This window comes from Clostridium gallinarum, from assembly GCF_014836325.1.
GTDB classification, from domain to species: domain Bacteria; phylum Bacillota; class Clostridia; order Clostridiales; family Clostridiaceae; genus Clostridium; species Clostridium gallinarum.
This window is the reverse complement of record NZ_JACSQZ010000062.1, coordinates 1-19,010: the sequence shown is the minus strand read 5'-3', so window position 1 is coordinate 19,010 and position 19,010 is coordinate 1. Positions and strand designations below refer to the sequence as shown.

Here is a 19,010-nt window from a genome sequence, read left to right as displayed (position 1 = left end):
ATTCTGACATTCATAGTTTGTTTTATAGCAATAGATAATACTAAAATTAATAATATAATTATTCAAATAATTATATATATAATACTTATATTTATTATATGTATCTTTTCTTTCTTTATTACAAAGAAGAAATCAGAAGAATTTGAGTATTTATACGATATTTTAAAGAAATTTAAAAAATAGATGATATAAATACTATGAATAATAATATTAAAGGTGAAATATTCATTTTATATTTTTGAAGTGTTAGAAATAATTATACTAGTAAAAATAATATATTGAAGTATTAATAAATATATATTAAGTAATTTTATGTATATGAATAAATGTAGTTTTATAGCAAAAAATTAATGCTTATTAAGAAAGGATTATTTTATGAATACAAAGCCTAAAATTAGAAAAGCAATAATACCAGCAGCGGGACTTGGAACAAGATTTTTACCAGCAACAAAGGCACAACCAAAGGAAATGTTGCCTATAGTTGATAAACCAACTATTCAATATATAATAGAAGAATGTGTTCAGTCTGGCATAGAGGAAATTTTAATTATAACAGGAAGAAATAAAAAATGCATAGAAGACCACTTTGATAAATCTGTAGAGCTTGAATTAGAGCTTGAAAACAACGGAAAACAAGAAATGCTTGAAATGGTTAGGGAAATATCTGATATGGTAGATATACACTTTATAAGACAAAAGGAACCAAGAGGATTAGGACATGCTATAAGTTGTGCTAAGACTTTTGTCGGAAATGAACCTTTTGCAGTTTTATTAGGTGATGATATAGTTTATAACGATAATGAATCTTGTTTAAGTCAACTTATTAATTGTTATAACGAGTATAAAACTTCAGTATTAGGTGTACAAGAAGTCAGTGAAGAAAATGTATCAAAGTATGGTATAGTTGGTGGAATTAAAATAGAAGATAGAGTTTACAAGGTTAAATCCTTAGTAGAAAAACCAGGTGCTGAAGATGCTCCATCTAATATTGCTATATTAGGTAGATATATTATAACGCCTAGAATATTTGAAATATTAGAACAAACTCAACCAGACAAAGGTGGAGAAATTCAATTAACAGATGCATTATTAAAACTTTTAGAGGAAGAAGCTATATATGCTTATAACTTTGAAGGAAGAAGATATGATGTTGGAGATAAACAAGGATTCTTAGAAGCTAATATCGAATATGCATTAAGAAATAGTGATTTAAAAGAAGCTTTTGAAGAATATTTAAGGAGTTTATATATAGAAAGGAATTAAGTATCAAAAATTAAGTAAGCGTGAAAAATTTTATGCCTAGATAAAGAAATTTTTAATTGCTAGAATTACAGATATTACTTAATTTATAGGAGGATATCTGTAATGGCAAAAAGAATTGGTAAATAAATTATTGAGAGAATTTATAGAAAAATTTTCTTCTTAGGTCGGAAAGGTTACTCAGTACTGTATTGAAAACAATCTGAGTAAAAGTTAATTTTATTATCATAAAAGAAGATTTGAAACTCCTGAAGATATAAGTTTTCATACTATATCAGTTAAAGAAGAATCTGTAAATATAATTAATGAAAATAATAATATAAAAATTGAAATTGTGAAAGCCAATATATTTATACCGGTGAATGAAATAGCTATTTTATCAGAAATAATTAAGGAAATGGCTAAATCATGTTAAATATAGACAAAGTGGAAAAGGTATATATTGCTTGCGGCTATAAGGATTTAAGAAAAAGTATTGATGGATTAGTGATGATAGTTCAAAATAGCTTAAAGTTAAATCTATTTGAGAAAGCTTTATTTGTTTTTTGTAATAAGCAAATGGATAAAATAAAAATTCTCAACGTTGATGAAGCTACTAAAGAATTAATTAGTAAAGGTGAATTAATGGAAAATAAATTAATAAAAAAGATGATCAATTAAGTTCTAAAGAAGAAGAAATTAATAATCATAAAAAAGAAATAGATTAACTAAAAAAGGGAATAGAATTTTTGAAGGGAATTATCTCTAATAAAAATAGAAAGATAATTGTAGCATCTAGTGAACAAGTAGATGTTAATCAATTATCTCTTTTTAATTAGCATGAGAAATATAGTGATTCTAAAATAGAAGAACCTCTTTTAGAAGAAATTACATATAAAAGGCTAAAAAAGAAAATTATATAGGTAAAAAATATAATCTTGAAACTTTAGAAATAGTTGTTATAGAACATAAATTAGAAGGCGAAGAACTTAACTGCAAAGAATGTGGTGAAGAGCTTGTTGAAATTGGTATTAAATCTAAAAAAGAAATAATTAAATATGTTCCAGCTAAATTAATAGTTGAATAACATGTGATTTACAGTTACTCTTGTAAATCATGCGAAAAAGAAACTGTGAAACTAACATAGTATGAACTGGAGTGCCTCAAACTATTTTTTATAATAGCATGGCATCTAATGAATTAATTGCACACACTTACGCTTAAATATCAACATGCTATGCCCTATATATATACAAGAAAAATATTTTGATATGATGGGGCTACTCTTTCTAGGCAAACACTTTGTAACTGGACTATGTCGGCAGCAGATGCTTTAGTACCAATATATAACCATATGAAAAAAGAATTACTTAATAGAAATTACATACAAGCGGATGAAACGACTCTAAAAGTAATTAATGATAATGGTAAAGACTCTAAGTCTAAAAAATATATGTGGCTATATATGAGCAATACGATTTTAAGCCAGTAATTATATATGATTAGCAAAGTATCAGATCTAGTTCATGTCCTAAAAATTTCCTAGGAGATTTTAAAGGATTTTTACAAACCGACGGGTATACTGGTTACAATTCCGTTGATAATGCTACAAGATTATATTGTTTAGCTCACATAAGAAGATACTTTCATAATATAATAGTAGATTTAGATCAAGAAGCCCTAAAAAATTCTAGAGCAATAATAGGGTTTAATTATTGTGAACAAATTTATAGGCTCGAAAAAGAGCTTAGAGAAACCTATTCAAACGATGATAATTATTATAAAATTAGATTTAAAATGATAGCTAAAAAGTTAACTCCAGTTATAGATAACTTTATTGAATATGTTGAAAGAGAAATAAAAAATGCCTTTCCAAGAGTCCATTAGGTAAAGCACTTGAATATGCTAAAAAGCATTTACCAGGATTAAAAAATGTATTACTAGATGTTTGTCTAGAAGTTGATAAAAATGCTGCTGAACGAGCTATTAAACTTTTTGTAATAGGGTGTAAAAATTTCTTATTTGCCAATACTGATAAAGGAACAACATCAAGTGCTAATTTACAGTATTATTGAAACTGCCAAAGCTAACAATTAAGTTGTAGAAATGTATTTAGTATATCTTATTTGATAATCTATCAAAGATAGATTTATCCGATAGCGAAGCTATTGAGAATCTTATGACTTGGTCAAATAAGATGCCTCAAAGTATTAAAATTAAAGAAAATAAATAATTAATCCCAGTAAAGCTTACTGGGATATTTTAATATCATTTTTAAATTTATAAAATATGCCTAATTTTTGACACTTACATTTTTTTATTGTATATCATTAAATATATAATCTCTCATTTGTTGCTTTGCAGTTTCTAAGTCAAATGTCAAGTAATAAACTCCATTTATCATAGCACCTTCGCCATATCCATCTCTAGGGAATCTATCTTGCTCTAACTTATTTCCTATGCTAAGTACTTTTGTTCCTAATGAAAGAATATCTCCTGCATTTAAGTTAGTTTGTACATAAGGTAAAACTTCATTTAATAATGAGTTATATGAACTTGCTGAAGTAGAAGTTAATTTAGTAAATAGAGCATTAAGTACAGTTCTTTGTCTTTCTGTTCTCTTGTAATCTCCACCAGAAGTATATCTTATTCTTGAATAAGCAAGGGCTTGGGTTCCATCTAAATGTTGCATTCCAGCGTAAGTAATATGTGGTGAATATGTTCCATCTTTGCTATTTATATCATCTATATATCCGTTTATATATTCTAATTCATCATTAGTAATTTCTATATCTACGCCACCTAAAATATTAATTATTATAGGCAGAGAAGAAAAGTTAACTGTTACAAATTCTTCAATATTTAAACCAAAGTTTTCATTTATTGTTTTAATTGCAAGTTCTGGCCCACCATAAGCATAGGCATGATTTATTTTATCTTGTCCATAACCATCTATATAAACATAAGAATCTCTCATAATAGAGGTTAATTTAAGCTTATTATGAACAGGGTCTAAAGTTGCAATCATAATTGAATCTGAACGGCCAGTTTGTCCGTCGGTAGCATCTACTCCAAATAGTGCAATATTTTTTATGTCTTTTGCATTATCATATTCTTTAATTTCTTCTTCTACAATACCTAAGTTTTCCTTGTTTAATTCTATATTATCGACTTTTTTTAAAAGACCTATTACATATCCTCCACCTACAACTGCTAGTGCTAATAGAACACATAAGAAGCCTATAAAGATTTTAAAGCCTATAGATTTTTTCTTTTTTCTTTTTCTAGTAGCTTTATGCTTATTATTTTCTGACATTTGTACACTTCCTTTCAAGTAAATATTTTAGCAATTAAATTTATTATTTTCAATTACTAATATATTTTAAAGAGTAATTAAATACCAGGCTCATGTAAGTAAGAGGTATTTAATGGATCTGAAGTTAGATTATCAAATAATGATTGAACTGATTTATATCCTATTCCTTCTCTAATCATATCTTTATTATCAAGCTTGTACTCATAACAAGCATTAAGTATTTTTTGTCTTTCTTCAGCATCGTCAGAAACACCTTCAATTAATAATTTTTGATTAATGTTTGATGGCATAAATTCTTTTTTTGCAAAGAATCTACAATCTTTTATTAAGCCTTTATTATACAGATTATATAATATTTCTCCCATTTTTAAATGTTGAGGATGTGAATCATATTTATAAGTATGAGTAACATGGGTAACATTTTTGTATTTTTGTTCAAAGCTTAATATAGTGTTTCCAACTAATTCTTTATCTATTTGTTTTTCAGGAAGATTTAAGAATAATAAGTTTTCTTTAGGAACTCCAAGTTGAGTTGTAGCCGCGATAAATTCATTATTTCTTAATGTAGCTTTTTGTGAAAGAGTCAAATTTTGATATCTTTCATCTTCGAATACTCCAGTTTCATCCCCATCTGATATAAGAACAATATAAACATTTTCCTTTCCAACAGACTTTATTGCATCTACAATAGCACTACCTGCAAAAAGAGTTTCATCATCTTGATGTTGAGAATAGAAAACTACGGTATCTGAATAAACATAACTTTTTGCTTTGTTAACAGCAGTTTGGTCTATGTTTCCAAGTACTGTAAAACTTTTAGTAGAAGCTATTACTGATTTATTAGAATAGTTATCTACTAATACAACAGGTTCTTTTAATGCAGATGAAGTTAAAGCATCTATTAGTTCTTCTGATTTACTAAGATAAACGTGAGATTTATCTTGGAAGAATTTATCTATAATTAATTTATTAGTTTCAAATCTATTTTGTCCTCCTAATCTTTCTGAAAATGAATCAAAATAAGTACCAAGAACCGAAGTTCCTCCAATAGAATATGCTTTTACTGATTTTCTATAAGAAGTTTCTTTACCATTAGTTAAAATAATTGGGTTAGCATTTTTAGCTGCTACAGGTGCTATACTCATAGCATCAGCTTCACCAGTTAGTCCATTTACATAATAAATTTCATTAATTCCTTTTAAGTTATTTATTTCATCAGCAACCATAAAAGAAGTAATATATCTATCAGATCCTGAAAGACGTTTAATGTTTTTTCCCATATTTATAAGCTGTGTTTCAATATTTTTAGAAATTACATGCTCTCCACCAATTAAATAAACAGTATCAGCATTTTGAATTTTATTTAATGTCACATTAGGGATTGAATCTTTTTCTGTAAGTAAAATTGGTGCATTTAAAGTGCCACTTAATCCACTTGCTGAAAGGCCATCAACTAAAGAATATCCATTTACAAGAATAGCTGTTGAGTATGATATTTTATCAGCTATTAAAGCTGCTGTTTCATATCTATCTATTCCTGCTAAATAATCTACACTAAGTGCTTTAGCACTAAAAGTTAGTGATTGAAAAATTAAAAATGATAAAATTAATGTTTTAATAAATTTTCTTTTCATATTTTGTCTCCTATATAAGAATTTACACATGAATATTATATCATAAAAGTAGAAAAATTATATAATTATTACAAAGTTTAGATATTATTGAATAGTTAACTTTAATAATATATAATAAATAAGTAAATAAAATAAATATAGAAAAGGAGAGGGAGTTTGAAAAAAGGAAAAATTACAAAAAAAGGATTTATATTTCTTTTATTTACTTTCATTTTTAGTATTGCCCTTACTTTCAATATTAAAGAAGTAAAAGCTGAGAGTTATGAGGGGAATTCTGTAGAAATAGAAAGTATTTTAAAAGATATAGTAGCCAGATATGGCGAAGAAAATATTATATTTGAAGATGGAATTATACTAAACCAAGGAGAAACTATAGAGCTTCCAGAGGAGTTGGGAATAACTTGGACAAGCGAAGATAGTAATATTGTAGAAGTAGAAGGATATACTCTAATTACAACAGGTGTTGGAACTACTTTTATAATAGGAGAAGGAGATTCGAAATATCACATAAGAGAAGTTTATGTTTCTGCAGGCTATGAATCTATAGCAACTTTTTCAAGTGATATACCCAAAAGTAGAATTAAGTCCCAATATGTTGTTTATTTAGATCCAGGTCATGGTGGATATGATCCAGGTGCTAGTGGTAATGGAATAATAGAAAAGAACTTAGTTTTAGATTTAGCTTTTAAGGTAAAAGAAAAATTAGAGTCAGCTGGAGTGAAAGTTATTATGAGTAGAACTTCTGATGTTTATGTATCACTTCAAGATAGAGCATCAGGAGCTAATAGTTTAAATCCAGATATTTTTATTTCCATACATATAAATTCAGCAGGCGCTACAAGTGCTTCTGGTATAGAGACATATTATTATAAAAGTATAGATAAGCCTTTAGCTGATAAATTACAAGCTAAATTAATTAGTTATACTGGAGCTCTAAATAGAAAAGTAAAATGGGAAAGTTTTTATGTTGTTAGAGAAACTAATATGCCTTCAAGTTTAGTAGAAATAGGATTTCTAACTAATGTAAATGAAGCTAATAATATGAAAAGTGCATCATATCAAGAAAAATTAGCTAATGCAATTTTTGATGGTTCAATAAACTATTTAAGAGAAAATATAGATTTAGGTTCTAATGGAATATTAGAGGGAAATAGAATTTATGGAAATAACAGATACGAAACTTCTTATGAAATTTTAAACAGAGGATGGAATAGTAGTGAATATGCAATTTTAGCATCAGGAGTTGATTATCCAGATGCATTATGTGCAGCACCATTAGCTTCAAAATATGATGCACCAATACTTTTAGTAGATAATACATCTTTAAGCAACCAACCAAATTTATTGGCTTCGTTAAAAGCTAAAGGAGTTTCTAAGGTGTTTATAATAGGTGGAACTACAGCAGTTTCTTCAGAAGTAGAATCAGGAATTAGAGCAGCTGGAATAAATGTAACTAGAGTTGGTGGTAGTGATAGATATGAAACTTCTGTAAAAATAGCACAGTTAGTTGGAAGTACAACTGGAGAAGTAGCTATTGCAAATGGTTTAGATTTTGCTGATGGGTTATCAATATCTTCAATTGCAGCTATAAGAAATATGCCAATTTTATTAACAGATAGTAGAAGTCTTCCATCAGTGGTTTCAAATTACGTTAATTCAGTAAACATAAATAAAACTTATGTTATTGGATCAGAAGTAGCTGTTTCTTCAAATGTTGCAAATAGTCTTAAGAATGTTGAAAGACTTGGCGGAGCCAATAGATATGAAACAAATAGAAATATATTTAATAGATTTAAAAGTGATATTGGATTAAATAATCTTTATATTGCTTCAGGAAGAGATTTTCCAGATGCATTATCAATATCAGCTTTAGCAGGAAAAGATAATAATTTTGTTTTATTATCAAATACAAATTATTCAGAAGAAAGTATAAGAGATACTTTATCATCAGTAAAAACTTCTATTGGAAATCTATATATTCTTGGTGGACAAGTAGTTATACCAGATAGTGTTTTAAAAGGATTAGGAATTTCTTATATAAGATAGTTTAGATAATTAATAATTAATAATTAATAATTAATAATGAAGAATGTAAAATTAAGGTGAAAACTACTGACGTAGTTTTGAAAAATAAAAAATAAGTATTTCTTTTTGAAATACTTATTTTTTTATTGCATTTTTTAAAACAAGTAAAATATTATTTAATGAGTAGTAAGGGGTTAGATCGCCACCGAATTTTCTGAAGTATCTTTCTATAGATTGAATCATAGAACCTTCAAAGTCAAATGTATTTAAATTTAAAGTGTTTTTGGTATATAGCATTGATTCCCATAATAAATATGACATTCCAAAGTTATTACTTCTATCTATACCACCCATTATGTAGTATGCTCTTTTTGTATCATAAGCTAAAACACATCCTCCAATAGGAGTATCATTTTCATCAAAAACTAGCCCTATCACACAGTTGTTATTTTTGTTTAGTTCAGTTAAAATCTTTTTAGTTAATTCATTATCGAAATTACTTACACTTTGACTATTAAAGCTTTTGTCATTTAGTTCAAAATAAGTTTCTATGTATTCATTAAAGCCCCATTTGATTTTACAGTTGCTTTTATTACCTTTATTAACACTGGTTTTTTCTTGTAAATTGCTCCATAAAACTTTTTCATCAGTTAAGTTTACTCTATAGGTATATCTTACAGAGGTTATATATTTATTCCAAATAAATGGTTGCATATCAGTATGTTCAGGGGAAAAGCTATAGTAAAGTAGCTTTTTTTCTTTTAATTTTGATATAAAGATTTCATTAATTTCTTTTATATTTCCTATCTTTTTACTTATAGTTAATTTATGAATATCTGGAGATATCATAACTCCGCCAAAAGGCGTCATATGAGGCATTACTATAAAATTCTTACCAAACTTCTTAGATGTAGGAATATAAAAAGCAGCAATCCAATTATTATTTTTATCAGTTAAATAATAAAACTCATAGTTTTGAGCAGATTTAAAATTTGATCCTATATTATTTAATAGCCAATAACTTTTATGATAAAAGGTACCTTCAGGGGATTTATCAACAAATTCATCCCATTTATTTAATAATTCTTGATTAGTTAAGTCTAACTTATTTATTTGACAGTTCATTTACTACCTCCTGATAACTAATAAACTCAATATTTTCTTTATGACAATATTGAACTATCCATGTATACCAATCTTTCCAATCTTTCCATCCATCAGAAAAGTATTCTTGATGAAAGTTTATATTTAAAATTATATCTTTATCTTTATTTTTATCAATTATATTCTTAGTGTATTCAATTGCATATTTTGAGTTATATTTTTGTAGTCCTTTTTCTTGAAATAAATAACTATCCATTATATGAAAAGGAATTTCTATTAACCCTTCTTCAGTTATGTAAGGTTGTTTAAGATCTAATGAATATTCAGTAGTATCAAAGAAATATCCAATTTCTTTCATATATGAAAAAGTATCATTATTTTTTCTTAAATAATGCATTCTTATTCCTATATTTTTAGTTTGATGTATTGTAATAAATTTATCATATTCGCTTTTCATTTTACTAAGATTATCAAAGGCTATTCCATGAATTCCTACATTTAAATTATTATCTAATATATATTTAACATGAGGTTTTGCAGCTTCAGCTTTATATGCTAAAGTGTTGTCATTAGAAGTTGCAAAAAAGTAAGTGGCTTTAGTATTATATTTTTTATCTAATTCAACTAATTCTTTTATATTAGTTAAGTTGTTACTTAATATTAATTTTAATCTTGAAAAAAGGGTGGAAAAATTTATTCTAAATAAAAAGAATTCAATAAATCCTCTTATAATCATTTTAATAACTATCAAATCTTTACTATGCTCTTTAGTAGTCAAGTTATCTACATCATGTGATAATATAATCTTCATACAAACGCTCCTCTATTTAATTAAATTTTATTATACATATAGAATTATATCACATAATCTGAATATTGCTTAGATAATATATTTTTAATAAATCTTTTATATATTTTTTCTTTAAATATGTTAATATTATAATTAATATATTTAAATTTGGAGGAATAAGGGTGAATAATATAAAAGTATTACATTTATGTTCTTATTATTATGGATCAAAGTTATATGAAAATTTATTTATAGATTTAAGCAGTAAGCTTTTAAAGCAAAGTGTATATATTCCAATAAAAAATAATGTGGATATTGGAGAAATTAAAGAGATTGATAATTGTGAGTTTTTAATAAAGGAAACTAGTAATAATTTAGATAGATTCTTTTTTAAGAGAAAGGCAAATAAAAACTATAAGGAGTTAATTTCTAATATTAATGTCATGGACTTTAATATAGTTCATGCCCATACTCTATTTACAAATGGATATATGGCATATCAGTTAAAAAAAGAGTACAACTTACCATATATAGTAGCTGTTAGAAATAGTGATGTTAATGTATTTTTTAAGTATTTTATTAATTTAAGAAAATTAGGCGTTGAAATACTTAAAAATGCAGAAAAGGTTATTTTTATATCTCCTGCATATTTAAAAAATACAATTGATAAATATGTTCCTGTAAATTATAGAGAAGAGATAAGAAAGAAGTCTTTAGTAGTCCCTAATGGACTTAATCAGTATTGGATAGAAAATAGAGTAAATAAAAGTAAGGTTTTAAATAGTAATAAGATAAAGCTTGTATACATAGGAGAAATAACTAAAAATAAGAATATTCACAAGGTAATTAATGATGTAGAAAATATGAATAATAATGGAATGGATGTAACTTATACTATTGTTGGAGATGGTGAATATTTAAATCAAATAAAGTCTATATTTGAAAAGATAAAAAATAAGAGTAAAATAAGGATACTTGGAAGGATTAATGATAAAGATAAATTAAAGGAAATTTTAGATGATAATGATATATTTGTTATGAATTCGTCTTTTGAAACTTTTGGATTATCGTATATAGAAGCCTTAAGTAGAGGATTACCTGTAATATATACTAAAGATCAAGGGGTATATGGATACTTTAAAGAAGGTTATATTGGATATGGTGTTGAAAGAGGAACCTCTATTAATGAGGCTGTAAATAAAATTATAGATAACTATGATAGTATTTCTAAAAATGCAATAAAAGTAATAGATGAGTTTAGATGGACTTCTATTGGTGATAAGTATATTGATATATATGGTAGATTATTAGAAAATAAGGAGTGATATTAATGCATATTTTAGTTATACCTTCGGCATATCCTACAAAGGAATTTCCTTTAAGTAGTATTTTTTATAAAGAGCAGTCTTTGGCTGTAAAAGAAGCTGGAAATAAAGTTGGTGTGATATTTTCAGAGACTAGAAGAGTTTCTGGAATGAGTTACAACATGCTTAGAGAAAATCATTTTCAAATAAGTAGTTATGATGAAGATGGATTAATAACCTATAGATTACATGGATGGAATATATTTACCATGAGAGGGATGCTTGGAATAAATTTTTGGGTAAAGCAATCTTTAAGTTTATTTAAAGAGTATATTAAAAAAGAAGGTATTCCAGATATAATTCATGTACATTCTGCATTATATGGTGGATTAGTAGCAAAGGAAATTAAAAGAAAGTATGGTATTCCTTTTATAATAACTGAACATTCTTCTTCAGTTTTACAGGGGGAATTAAGAACTCATGATATACCTATTTTAAAAGAAGTATATGAGAATGCCAATAAGATAGTAAGTGTAGGTGGAGCATTAAAAAATTCAATAAAGAATTACACTAATAATGAAGTTTATGTAATACCTAATATAGTTGATATTAATAGATTTTCAATAGTTTCTTCGAATAAAAAAAGAAAAGAGTTTACTTTTATATCTATATGTCATTTAAAGGATAATAAAAATGTTGATTTGACTATAAAGGCTTTTAGTGAAGTTTTAAAGGTTTATAAAGATTCTAAATTAATAGTAGTTGGAGATGGTTCGGAAAAGTCTAATTTAATAGAAATAGCTAAAAATCTTAATGTTATAGATAAGATAGAATTTGTAGGTGCTGTATCTAGAGAAAAGCTTAATAGCTACATTAATAAAGCAAATGCTTTTGTTCTTCCAAGTAAATATGAAACATTTGGAATTGCATATATTGAAGCCTTAGCTTGTGGGTTACCTATAATTACTACTAAATGTGGTGGACCTGAAGATTTCTTTAACGAAGAAATAGGTTATATGATTCCAGTAGGTGATTTAAAAGAACTTGAAAAAGCTATGATTGATGTTATTAAGAATATTAATAAATTCAAAGGAGAATATTTAAGAGAATATGTAGAAGATAGATTTTCAAAGAGGATAGTCTCAGAAAAAATCATAGATATATATAATTTAGTTTTAAACAGGGATGGAGAGCTTAATGAAAAATAATTTATTTAAAAAGTTTATAGAATTTGCATTAGGAAATGCAATAGTATTTGTTCTAGGTATATTTTCAGTACCTATAGTTTCAAGAATGATAGATCCTACACAAAATGGTAAAGCATCTATGTTTATAACTTATACAAGTCTTATAGTATTAGTTTTAACTATGGGGATAGATCAGGCATATATAAGATATTATAATAATGAAAAGGAAGAAAATAGAGGAAGATTATTAAGAAGAAGTATAAAAATACCTATTATAACTAATATATCTTTAGGATTAGTTTTATTAATTTTTTATAAGAAAGTATCTAATTTAATACTTAGCGAAACATCATTTTTAGTTGTAGTTTTATTATTAATTCATAGTACTGCAAGTATAATGGGAAATTTCGCTTTAATTCATGTTAGAATGAAGCAAAAGGGAAAAGCATATTCAATGCTTGGAGTAAGTAACAAGCTGTCTTATTTAGCTTTAATGTTTTTATTTTTTTATATATTTAAAGATAATTATATAACCATGATATTAGCAACTGTATTATCTAATTTAATAATGGTTCTTATTGCAGTGTTATATGAAAGAGAAGATTGGTTTTCAAGTGGAGATAGTTATTTAAATACTACAACTAAGGACTTGTTTACTTATGGAGTACCATTTATTTTTTCAATGGCGATAACTTGGGTTTTTCAATCAATAGATAGGATATCTATACAGAGCTTTTCTAATGATTATGCACAAGTAGGTTTATATACTGGGGCAATGTATATAATTTCTCTTTTAAATACTGTTCAAGGAGCATTTACAACATTTTGGACTCCAGTTGCCTTTGAAAAGTATGCAACTAATCCAGAGGACAAGGATTTCTTTGTAAATATAAATGAAATTGTATCTGCAGTTATGTTACTAATTTCAGTAGGTCTTATTGCAACTAAGGATATTTTAATAATTTTGTTAGGAAAAAAATATGAAGGTGCTCAATTTATTTTTCCATTCTTAGTTCTTATGCCAATTATGTACACAATATCTGAAACTACAGTTTTAGGAATTAATTTTAGCAAAAAAACAAAATATCATATAAATATAGCTGCATTTGCTGCAATATTTAATATCATTGGAAATATAATTTTAGTGCCGAGTCTTGGAGCAACTGGAGCAGCTATATCTACTGGATTAGCATATGTTGTATTCTTTATTTTTAGAACATATTATGCAAATAAATTCTATAAAATTAATTTTAAATTTTTTAAGTTTGGGGTATGTGTAGTATTTGTATATATTTTAGCTACTTATTCTAGTATGTATAAATTTAATTTAACAATATTGATTCTTACTATAATAAATATAGCTATAATATTATTTGCTTATAAAAATATAATTATTGAATTATTTAAATTAGTAAAAACAAAGAAAAATAAATAGTATAAATCTATATGAATATAAGCAATATAGACAATTTAATAGCTGAAGTAGTATAATAATATATAAATTTGTATGTAAAAAGAGTATTAGGAGGAAACTTATGAATAGAATAAAAACTCTTTTACTTGTTGTTATTGATATATTTTTAGTAAACATGGCTTATTTACTTGCTATAAATATAACAGCCTTTGAAAGATTTACTGAATATGCAACTATATATCAAAATGATATGATATTTGTAACTATTGCATATATTATATGCTTTACATTATTTAAGATGTATAGTTCACTTTGGCATTTAACTGGAACTGATGAGTTTCTTTTAGGTGTAGGTGGAGGCATTTTAGCAGGAGCAATAGTTATTATTTACACTAGAAATTTAGGAGCCACAATACCTTTAAATGTTTCTGTAATAGGAACATTGCTAGCTTGTATTTTTACTATAGGCTATAGGATAATTTATAGAGTATATAGAAGAGCGTTATTGTATATGCCATATAAATATGCAAGTGATCAACAAAGAGTAATGATTATAGGTGCAGGATCTGCAGGAACTATGATTATTAATGAAATGCTTTCAAGAAGAAATTTGAAGTTAAATCCAATTTTATTAATTGATGATAGGGATTTTAAGCAAGGTAAAAGAATTAGTGGAGTAAAGGTTGAAGGTAGAAGAGGGGATATAGTTAGGTTAGCAGAAGAAAAAGAAATAGATACTATTATATTAGCAATACCTTCTATAGATAATGAAAATAAAAGAGAAATATTAGAAATATGCAAAAAAACTAACTGTAAGGTTAAGATTATACCAGGTATATATGAAATAATATCTGGAGAAGCAACTGTTAGTAAAATCAAAGATGTTGAGTTAGAAGATTTACTTGGAAGAGATCAAGTTGTATTAGATAGTAATGGGATTTCTAATTATCTAAATAATAAGGTCGTCTTAGTTACTGGAGCTGGTGGATCTATTGGATCAGAATTATGTAGACAAATAATACAGTTTGGGCCTAAAAAAATAATTTTATTTGATATATATGAAAATACAGTTTATGATATCCAAAATGAATTAAAGGATAGATATCCTGGAATAAATATGGATGTGTTAATTGGCTCAATAAGAGACAAAGAGAGATTAGATGAAATATTCAATAAATATAATGTAGAAGTCGTATTCCATGCAGCTGCTCATAAACATGTTCCATTGATGGAAGACAGTCCTAAAGAAGCTATTAAGAATAATGTTTTTGGTACTTTAAATTTAGTTCAAACAGCTCATGAGCATAGCATAGAAAGATTAGTTTTAATATCTACTGATAAGGCTGTAAATCCAACTAATATAATGGGGGCTACTAAAAGATTATGTGAGATGATTATTCAATCTTATAATACAATTAGTAAAACTGAATTTGTAGCAGTTAGATTTGGAAATGTATTAGGTAGTAATGGATCTGTTATACCATTATTTAAAAAGCAAATAGAAAGTGGTGGACCTGTAACTGTAACTCATAAAAATATTACTAGATACTTTATGCTTATTCCTGAAGCAGCACAGTTAGTTCTTCAAGCAGGATGTTTTGCTAAAGGTGGAGAAGTATTTGTATTAGATATGGGTAAGCCTGTTAAAATATATGACTTAGCTGTAGATTTAATAAAACTTTCAGGACTTGAGCCAAACAGAGATATAAAAATTAAAATTACGGGGTTAAGACCAGGAGAAAAATTGTATGAGGAACTTCTTATGAGTGAAGAAGGGTTACAAAGTACAGAGCATAATAAAATATATATAGGTAAACCAACTTTTGAAAGTATTGATAAATTAAATAAAAAATTAGATGATTTAAAAGAATTATTAAAGGAAAATGATGATAAGAAAATAAAAGAAATGATGAAACAAATAGTTCCAACTTATAGAGAACCATCAGAAGTAAATGAGGTAGCTATAACAGAATAATAAGATTTATTATAGAGGTAGAGGATAAAAATGAATAAGCTAAACAAAATAATAAAGAGAGTTTTTGATTTTATAGTATCCTTAATTGGAATAATTATATTATCACCAATTTTCATAATTGTGAGCATTGCTATAAAAGTTGATTCTAAAGGAAGTATATTATTCTTACAAAAAAGAGTAGGTCAATATGGAAAAGAGTTTAATATATATAAGTTTAGAACTATGGTAACTGATGCCGAAAAACTTGGAAAACAAATAACTGTAGGAAAAGATAATAGAATAACTAGGGTAGGATCTTTTTTAAGAAAATTTAAAATAGATGAATTACCTCAATTGTTTAATGTGTTAAAAGGGGATATGAGTTTAGTTGGTCCTAGACCTGAGGTTCCAAAGTATGTTTCTTTATATAATGAAGAACAAAGAAAGGTTTTAGATGTTAGACCAGGAATAACTGATATAGCTTCTTTAAGATATAAGGATGAAAATGATATACTTGGAAAGGTAGATAATCCAGAAGAATATTATATAAATGTTATAATGAAAGATAAGTTAAAGTTAAATCTTGAATATATAGAAAAGAACAATGTATTTTTTGATATATATTTAATTATTAAAACTATAATAAAATGCATATAGATGTAAGGTGGTATCTAAATGAAAAAATTAAATTTTGCTATTATTGGCTGTGGAAGAATTTCATATAAACATGTTGAAGGGTTATATGAAAATAGGGAATTTGCTAATTTAACTGCAACATGTGATGTTAAGTTAGAACTTGCAGAAGTTAAGGCTAAAGAATATATTGAAAAGATGAATGATGAATCTTTAAAAGTTGGAGTATACGAAGATTATAAGGAAATGATTGAGAAAGAAGAAATAGATGTAGTGACTATTGCTACTGAAAGTGGATATCACGCAGAAATTGCAATTTATTGCATGAATAAAGGAAAACATGTAATAGTTGAAAAACCTATGGCAATGTCAATAGATGATGCGAATGAAATGATTGAAGTTGCAAAGAAGAATAATGTTAAGCTTTCGGTTGCTCATCAAAATAGATTCAATAAACCAATTCAAAAATTAAGAGAAGCTGTTGAAGCTAACAAGCTTGGCAGAATAATGAATGGTACAGCAAGAATTCTTTGGAGAAGAGATGATAATTACTATAAACAAGCTCCGTGGAGAGGGACTTGGGATTTAGATGGTGGTACATTAATGAACCAATGTATACATAATATAGATTTATTACAATGGATGATAGGTTCTGAAGTAGAAAGAGTTTATGCTGAATGTGATACTTTTAGAAATCCAATTGAAGGTGAAGATTTTGGAGCTATAGTTATTAGATTTAAGAATGGATCTATTGGAATAGTTGAAGGTAGTGCTGTAGTCTATCCAAAGAATTTAGAGGAAACTTTAAGTGTATTTGGTACAGAAGGAACTGTAGTAATTGGTGGTCTTGCTGTAAATGAACTTAAGACTTGGAGATTTGAAAATGAGGATGAAGAAGAGATTAAAAAAGATTTACAAGTTCAAATAGATAGCGTTTATGGAAAAGGACATACACCTTTATTTAAGGATGTAATAGAATCTATAAATGAAGATAGAAAGCCTTATATAAGTGGTGAGGATGCAATAGTTCCTTTATCTATAATTTTAGCTGCATATAAGTCTAGAAAAACAGGAATGCCTGTAAGTTTTCCATTTAGTAACTTTTCAAGTTCAGATATGAAAAATAATTAGAAAAAAGTCAAGTGAATTGTCACTTGACTTTTTTTGAATCTAATTTGGTAAGATATAAACCCAGATATCCAATGTATGTCCAAAGTATAGTAGTAATATAACTTTGAGTAAGTAAAATTACATTTTCAAATACTCCGTTTACGGCAATAGATAATATAGGCATTAATACTAGGATGATTGTTTTTCTTCGAATATTATCAATTTTAATATTAGGATTAAATATAGCTATTAATGAATCTTTTGCAATTAAGATAATAAAGATTCCAAAGAATAGTATTCCTAATATTCCATTTGATAATAAAATTTGTATATATCCATTATGCATATTATTTGTTACTATGTATCTTGATGTATCATTTGGGTAAAGTTTCTGTTTAGCAAGCCCTATATTTCCAGGACCATGTCCAAAAAGTGGATTAAACTTTAAGGTGTTAAGTCCATAGGACCATATTTCAGCTCTACCGGTTGAAATATGACCGTCTTGTATTTCTCTATCTAAATTTATTTCAATATTCCCTCCAGTATTATGAGTAGTATTACTTGAAGTAATTTTATCAACATATTCTGGAATATAGGATAATACATTTTTAGATATTGAAATAAAAATATTACTTCCAATTAAAACTACAAAAGATATTAATATAGAAAAAACAATTGATTTAAAAATATTAAATTTATTTTTAAATCTAATATAAAGGTTATAAAAAATTATGAATAAAATACCTGCTAATAGAGATAAAACTGCGCCCCTTGAATTACATAAAACTAAGTAAAGGTATTGTATTACTATATTAAAGATATAATAATTTTTTCTTATTTTAAAATGCGAGGTTTCATTTATAATTTTATATAAAGAGATATTAACTATACTTAATATTATAGATATAGTAGCTATCATTCCTCCAGAATTAGGATTAGAGTATAGTCCCCATAATGCAGGTGAGTCTGGATAAACGAAACCTTGAGTAATATCATTAAATGTATATTGAATAAGAAAAATGAACATAATTATAGCTATAAAACTAGTAATAGAACTTATGTAAATAACTATATTATTAAATTTAATTAGTTCTTTTTGTGTTGTTTTTAAGTTTTTATCTGCATCATAAGAATATAAGATAAATAGAAAGAAACCAGTATATACAAAAGTTTTTATATTGTCTACTGGATTATTTTTTATGTTAACTATAATACTAATTAAAAAAATTAACATATAAATTATCAAATAGATTTTATGTTTAGATTTTATACATGATTTTTTATTTAAAATATCATATAT

Annotated in this window: 16 protein-coding genes and 2 pseudogenes; 13 read left to right on the top strand and 5 right to left on the bottom strand. The window is 26.3% G+C overall.

Annotated features, from left to right (window positions below; all coding sequences use genetic code 11):
• The 6 genes and pseudogenes from H9660_RS16215 to H9660_RS16685 form a co-directional block, all read left to right on the top strand.
• A partial coding sequence (locus H9660_RS16215) for a hypothetical protein (RefSeq protein WP_207729487.1) occupies positions 1-183 on the top strand: 183 nt, incomplete at its 5' end.
• A 192-nt stretch (positions 184-375) separates the two neighbouring features.
• Positions 376-1,263, top strand: coding sequence for a UTP--glucose-1-phosphate uridylyltransferase GalU (gene galU / locus H9660_RS13440; protein WP_191750894.1), 888 nt, complete (start codon positions 376-378; stop codon positions 1,261-1,263).
• A gap of 405 nt (positions 1,264-1,668) precedes the next feature.
• Positions 1,669-1,920, top strand: a complete 252-nt coding sequence (gene tnpB / locus H9660_RS13435; protein WP_207729486.1) for an IS66 family insertion sequence element accessory protein TnpB — start codon at positions 1,669-1,671, stop codon at positions 1,918-1,920.
• 238 nt (positions 1,921-2,158) lie between these two features.
• Positions 2,159-2,326: an IS66 family transposase zinc-finger binding domain-containing protein gene (locus H9660_RS16695; RefSeq protein ID WP_423739009.1), complete on the top strand. Its 168-nt coding sequence runs from the start codon at positions 2,159-2,161 to the stop codon at positions 2,324-2,326.
• Positions 2,327-2,527: 201 nt separating this feature from the next.
• Positions 2,528-2,731 (top strand): annotated as a pseudogene (locus H9660_RS16690) (IS66 family transposase); the annotation flags it as partial.
• 20 nt (positions 2,732-2,751) lie between these two features.
• A pseudogene (locus tag H9660_RS16685) lies at positions 2,752-3,314 on the top strand (IS66 family transposase).
• Between the two features lie 242 nt (positions 3,315-3,556).
• On the opposite strand, the gene H9660_RS13415 reads toward H9660_RS16685, so the two are convergent.
• Positions 3,557-4,555, bottom strand: a complete 999-nt coding sequence (locus H9660_RS13415; RefSeq protein ID WP_191750891.1) for an LCP family protein — start codon at positions 4,553-4,555, stop codon at positions 3,557-3,559.
• A gap of 77 nt (positions 4,556-4,632) precedes the next feature.
• Positions 4,633-6,189 carry a cell wall-binding repeat-containing protein gene (locus tag H9660_RS13410; protein WP_191750890.1) on the bottom strand — a complete coding sequence of 519 codons (1,557 nt, stop codon included), beginning with the start codon at positions 6,187-6,189 and terminating at the stop codon, positions 4,633-4,635.
• A gap of 156 nt (positions 6,190-6,345) precedes the next feature.
• Between H9660_RS13410 and H9660_RS13405 the strand changes: the two genes are divergently transcribed.
• Positions 6,346-8,235 carry a cell wall-binding repeat-containing protein gene (locus H9660_RS13405; protein WP_207729485.1) on the top strand — a complete coding sequence of 630 codons (1,890 nt, stop codon included), beginning with the start codon at positions 6,346-6,348 and terminating at the stop codon, positions 8,233-8,235.
• A 114-nt stretch (positions 8,236-8,349) separates the two neighbouring features.
• On the opposite strand, the gene H9660_RS13400 is transcribed toward H9660_RS13405, so the two are convergent.
• Both H9660_RS13400 and H9660_RS13395 read right to left on the bottom strand, forming a co-directional pair.
• Positions 8,350-9,339, bottom strand: coding sequence for a hypothetical protein (locus H9660_RS13400; RefSeq protein WP_191750889.1), 990 nt, complete (start codon positions 9,337-9,339; stop codon positions 8,350-8,352).
• Positions 9,320-10,129 carry a polysaccharide deacetylase family protein gene (locus H9660_RS13395; protein ID WP_191750888.1) on the bottom strand — a complete coding sequence of 270 codons (810 nt, stop codon included), beginning with the start codon at positions 10,127-10,129 and terminating at the stop codon, positions 9,320-9,322. Before H9660_RS13395 ends, H9660_RS13400 begins: the two co-directional genes overlap by 20 nt.
• A gap of 161 nt (positions 10,130-10,290) precedes the next feature.
• On the opposite strand from H9660_RS13395, the gene H9660_RS13390 reads away from it, so the two are divergent.
• From H9660_RS13390 to H9660_RS13365, 6 genes are all read left to right on the top strand, one after another.
• The gene (locus H9660_RS13390) at positions 10,291-11,433 is read left to right on the top strand and encodes a glycosyltransferase (protein WP_191750887.1); all 1,143 of its coding nucleotides are present in this window, start codon (positions 10,291-10,293) and stop codon (positions 11,431-11,433) included.
• 5 nt (positions 11,434-11,438) lie between these two features.
• Entirely contained in the window at positions 11,439-12,620 is a 1,182-nt protein-coding gene (locus tag H9660_RS13385) for a glycosyltransferase (protein WP_191750886.1), read from the top strand.
• Positions 12,610-14,034: a lipopolysaccharide biosynthesis protein gene (locus tag H9660_RS13380; RefSeq protein ID WP_191750885.1), complete on the top strand. Its 1,425-nt coding sequence runs from the start codon at positions 12,610-12,612 to the stop codon at positions 14,032-14,034. The genes H9660_RS13385 and H9660_RS13380 overlap by 11 nt, the downstream gene beginning before the upstream one ends.
• Before the next feature lie 100 nt (positions 14,035-14,134).
• Positions 14,135-15,988, top strand: a complete 1,854-nt coding sequence (locus H9660_RS13375) for a polysaccharide biosynthesis protein (protein ID WP_191750884.1) — start codon at positions 14,135-14,137, stop codon at positions 15,986-15,988.
• Between the two features lie 30 nt (positions 15,989-16,018).
• Entirely contained in the window at positions 16,019-16,624 is a 606-nt protein-coding gene (locus H9660_RS13370) for a sugar transferase (RefSeq protein ID WP_191750883.1), read from the top strand.
• Between the two features lie 18 nt (positions 16,625-16,642).
• The gene (locus H9660_RS13365) at positions 16,643-17,731 is read left to right on the top strand and encodes a Gfo/Idh/MocA family protein (protein ID WP_191750882.1); all 1,089 of its coding nucleotides are present in this window, start codon (positions 16,643-16,645) and stop codon (positions 17,729-17,731) included.
• A 19-nt stretch (positions 17,732-17,750) separates the two neighbouring features.
• On the opposite strand, the gene H9660_RS13360 is transcribed toward H9660_RS13365, so the two are convergent.
• The coding region (locus H9660_RS13360; RefSeq protein ID WP_207729484.1) for an O-antigen ligase family protein at positions 17,751-19,010 on the bottom strand (1,260 nt) is incomplete at its 5' end.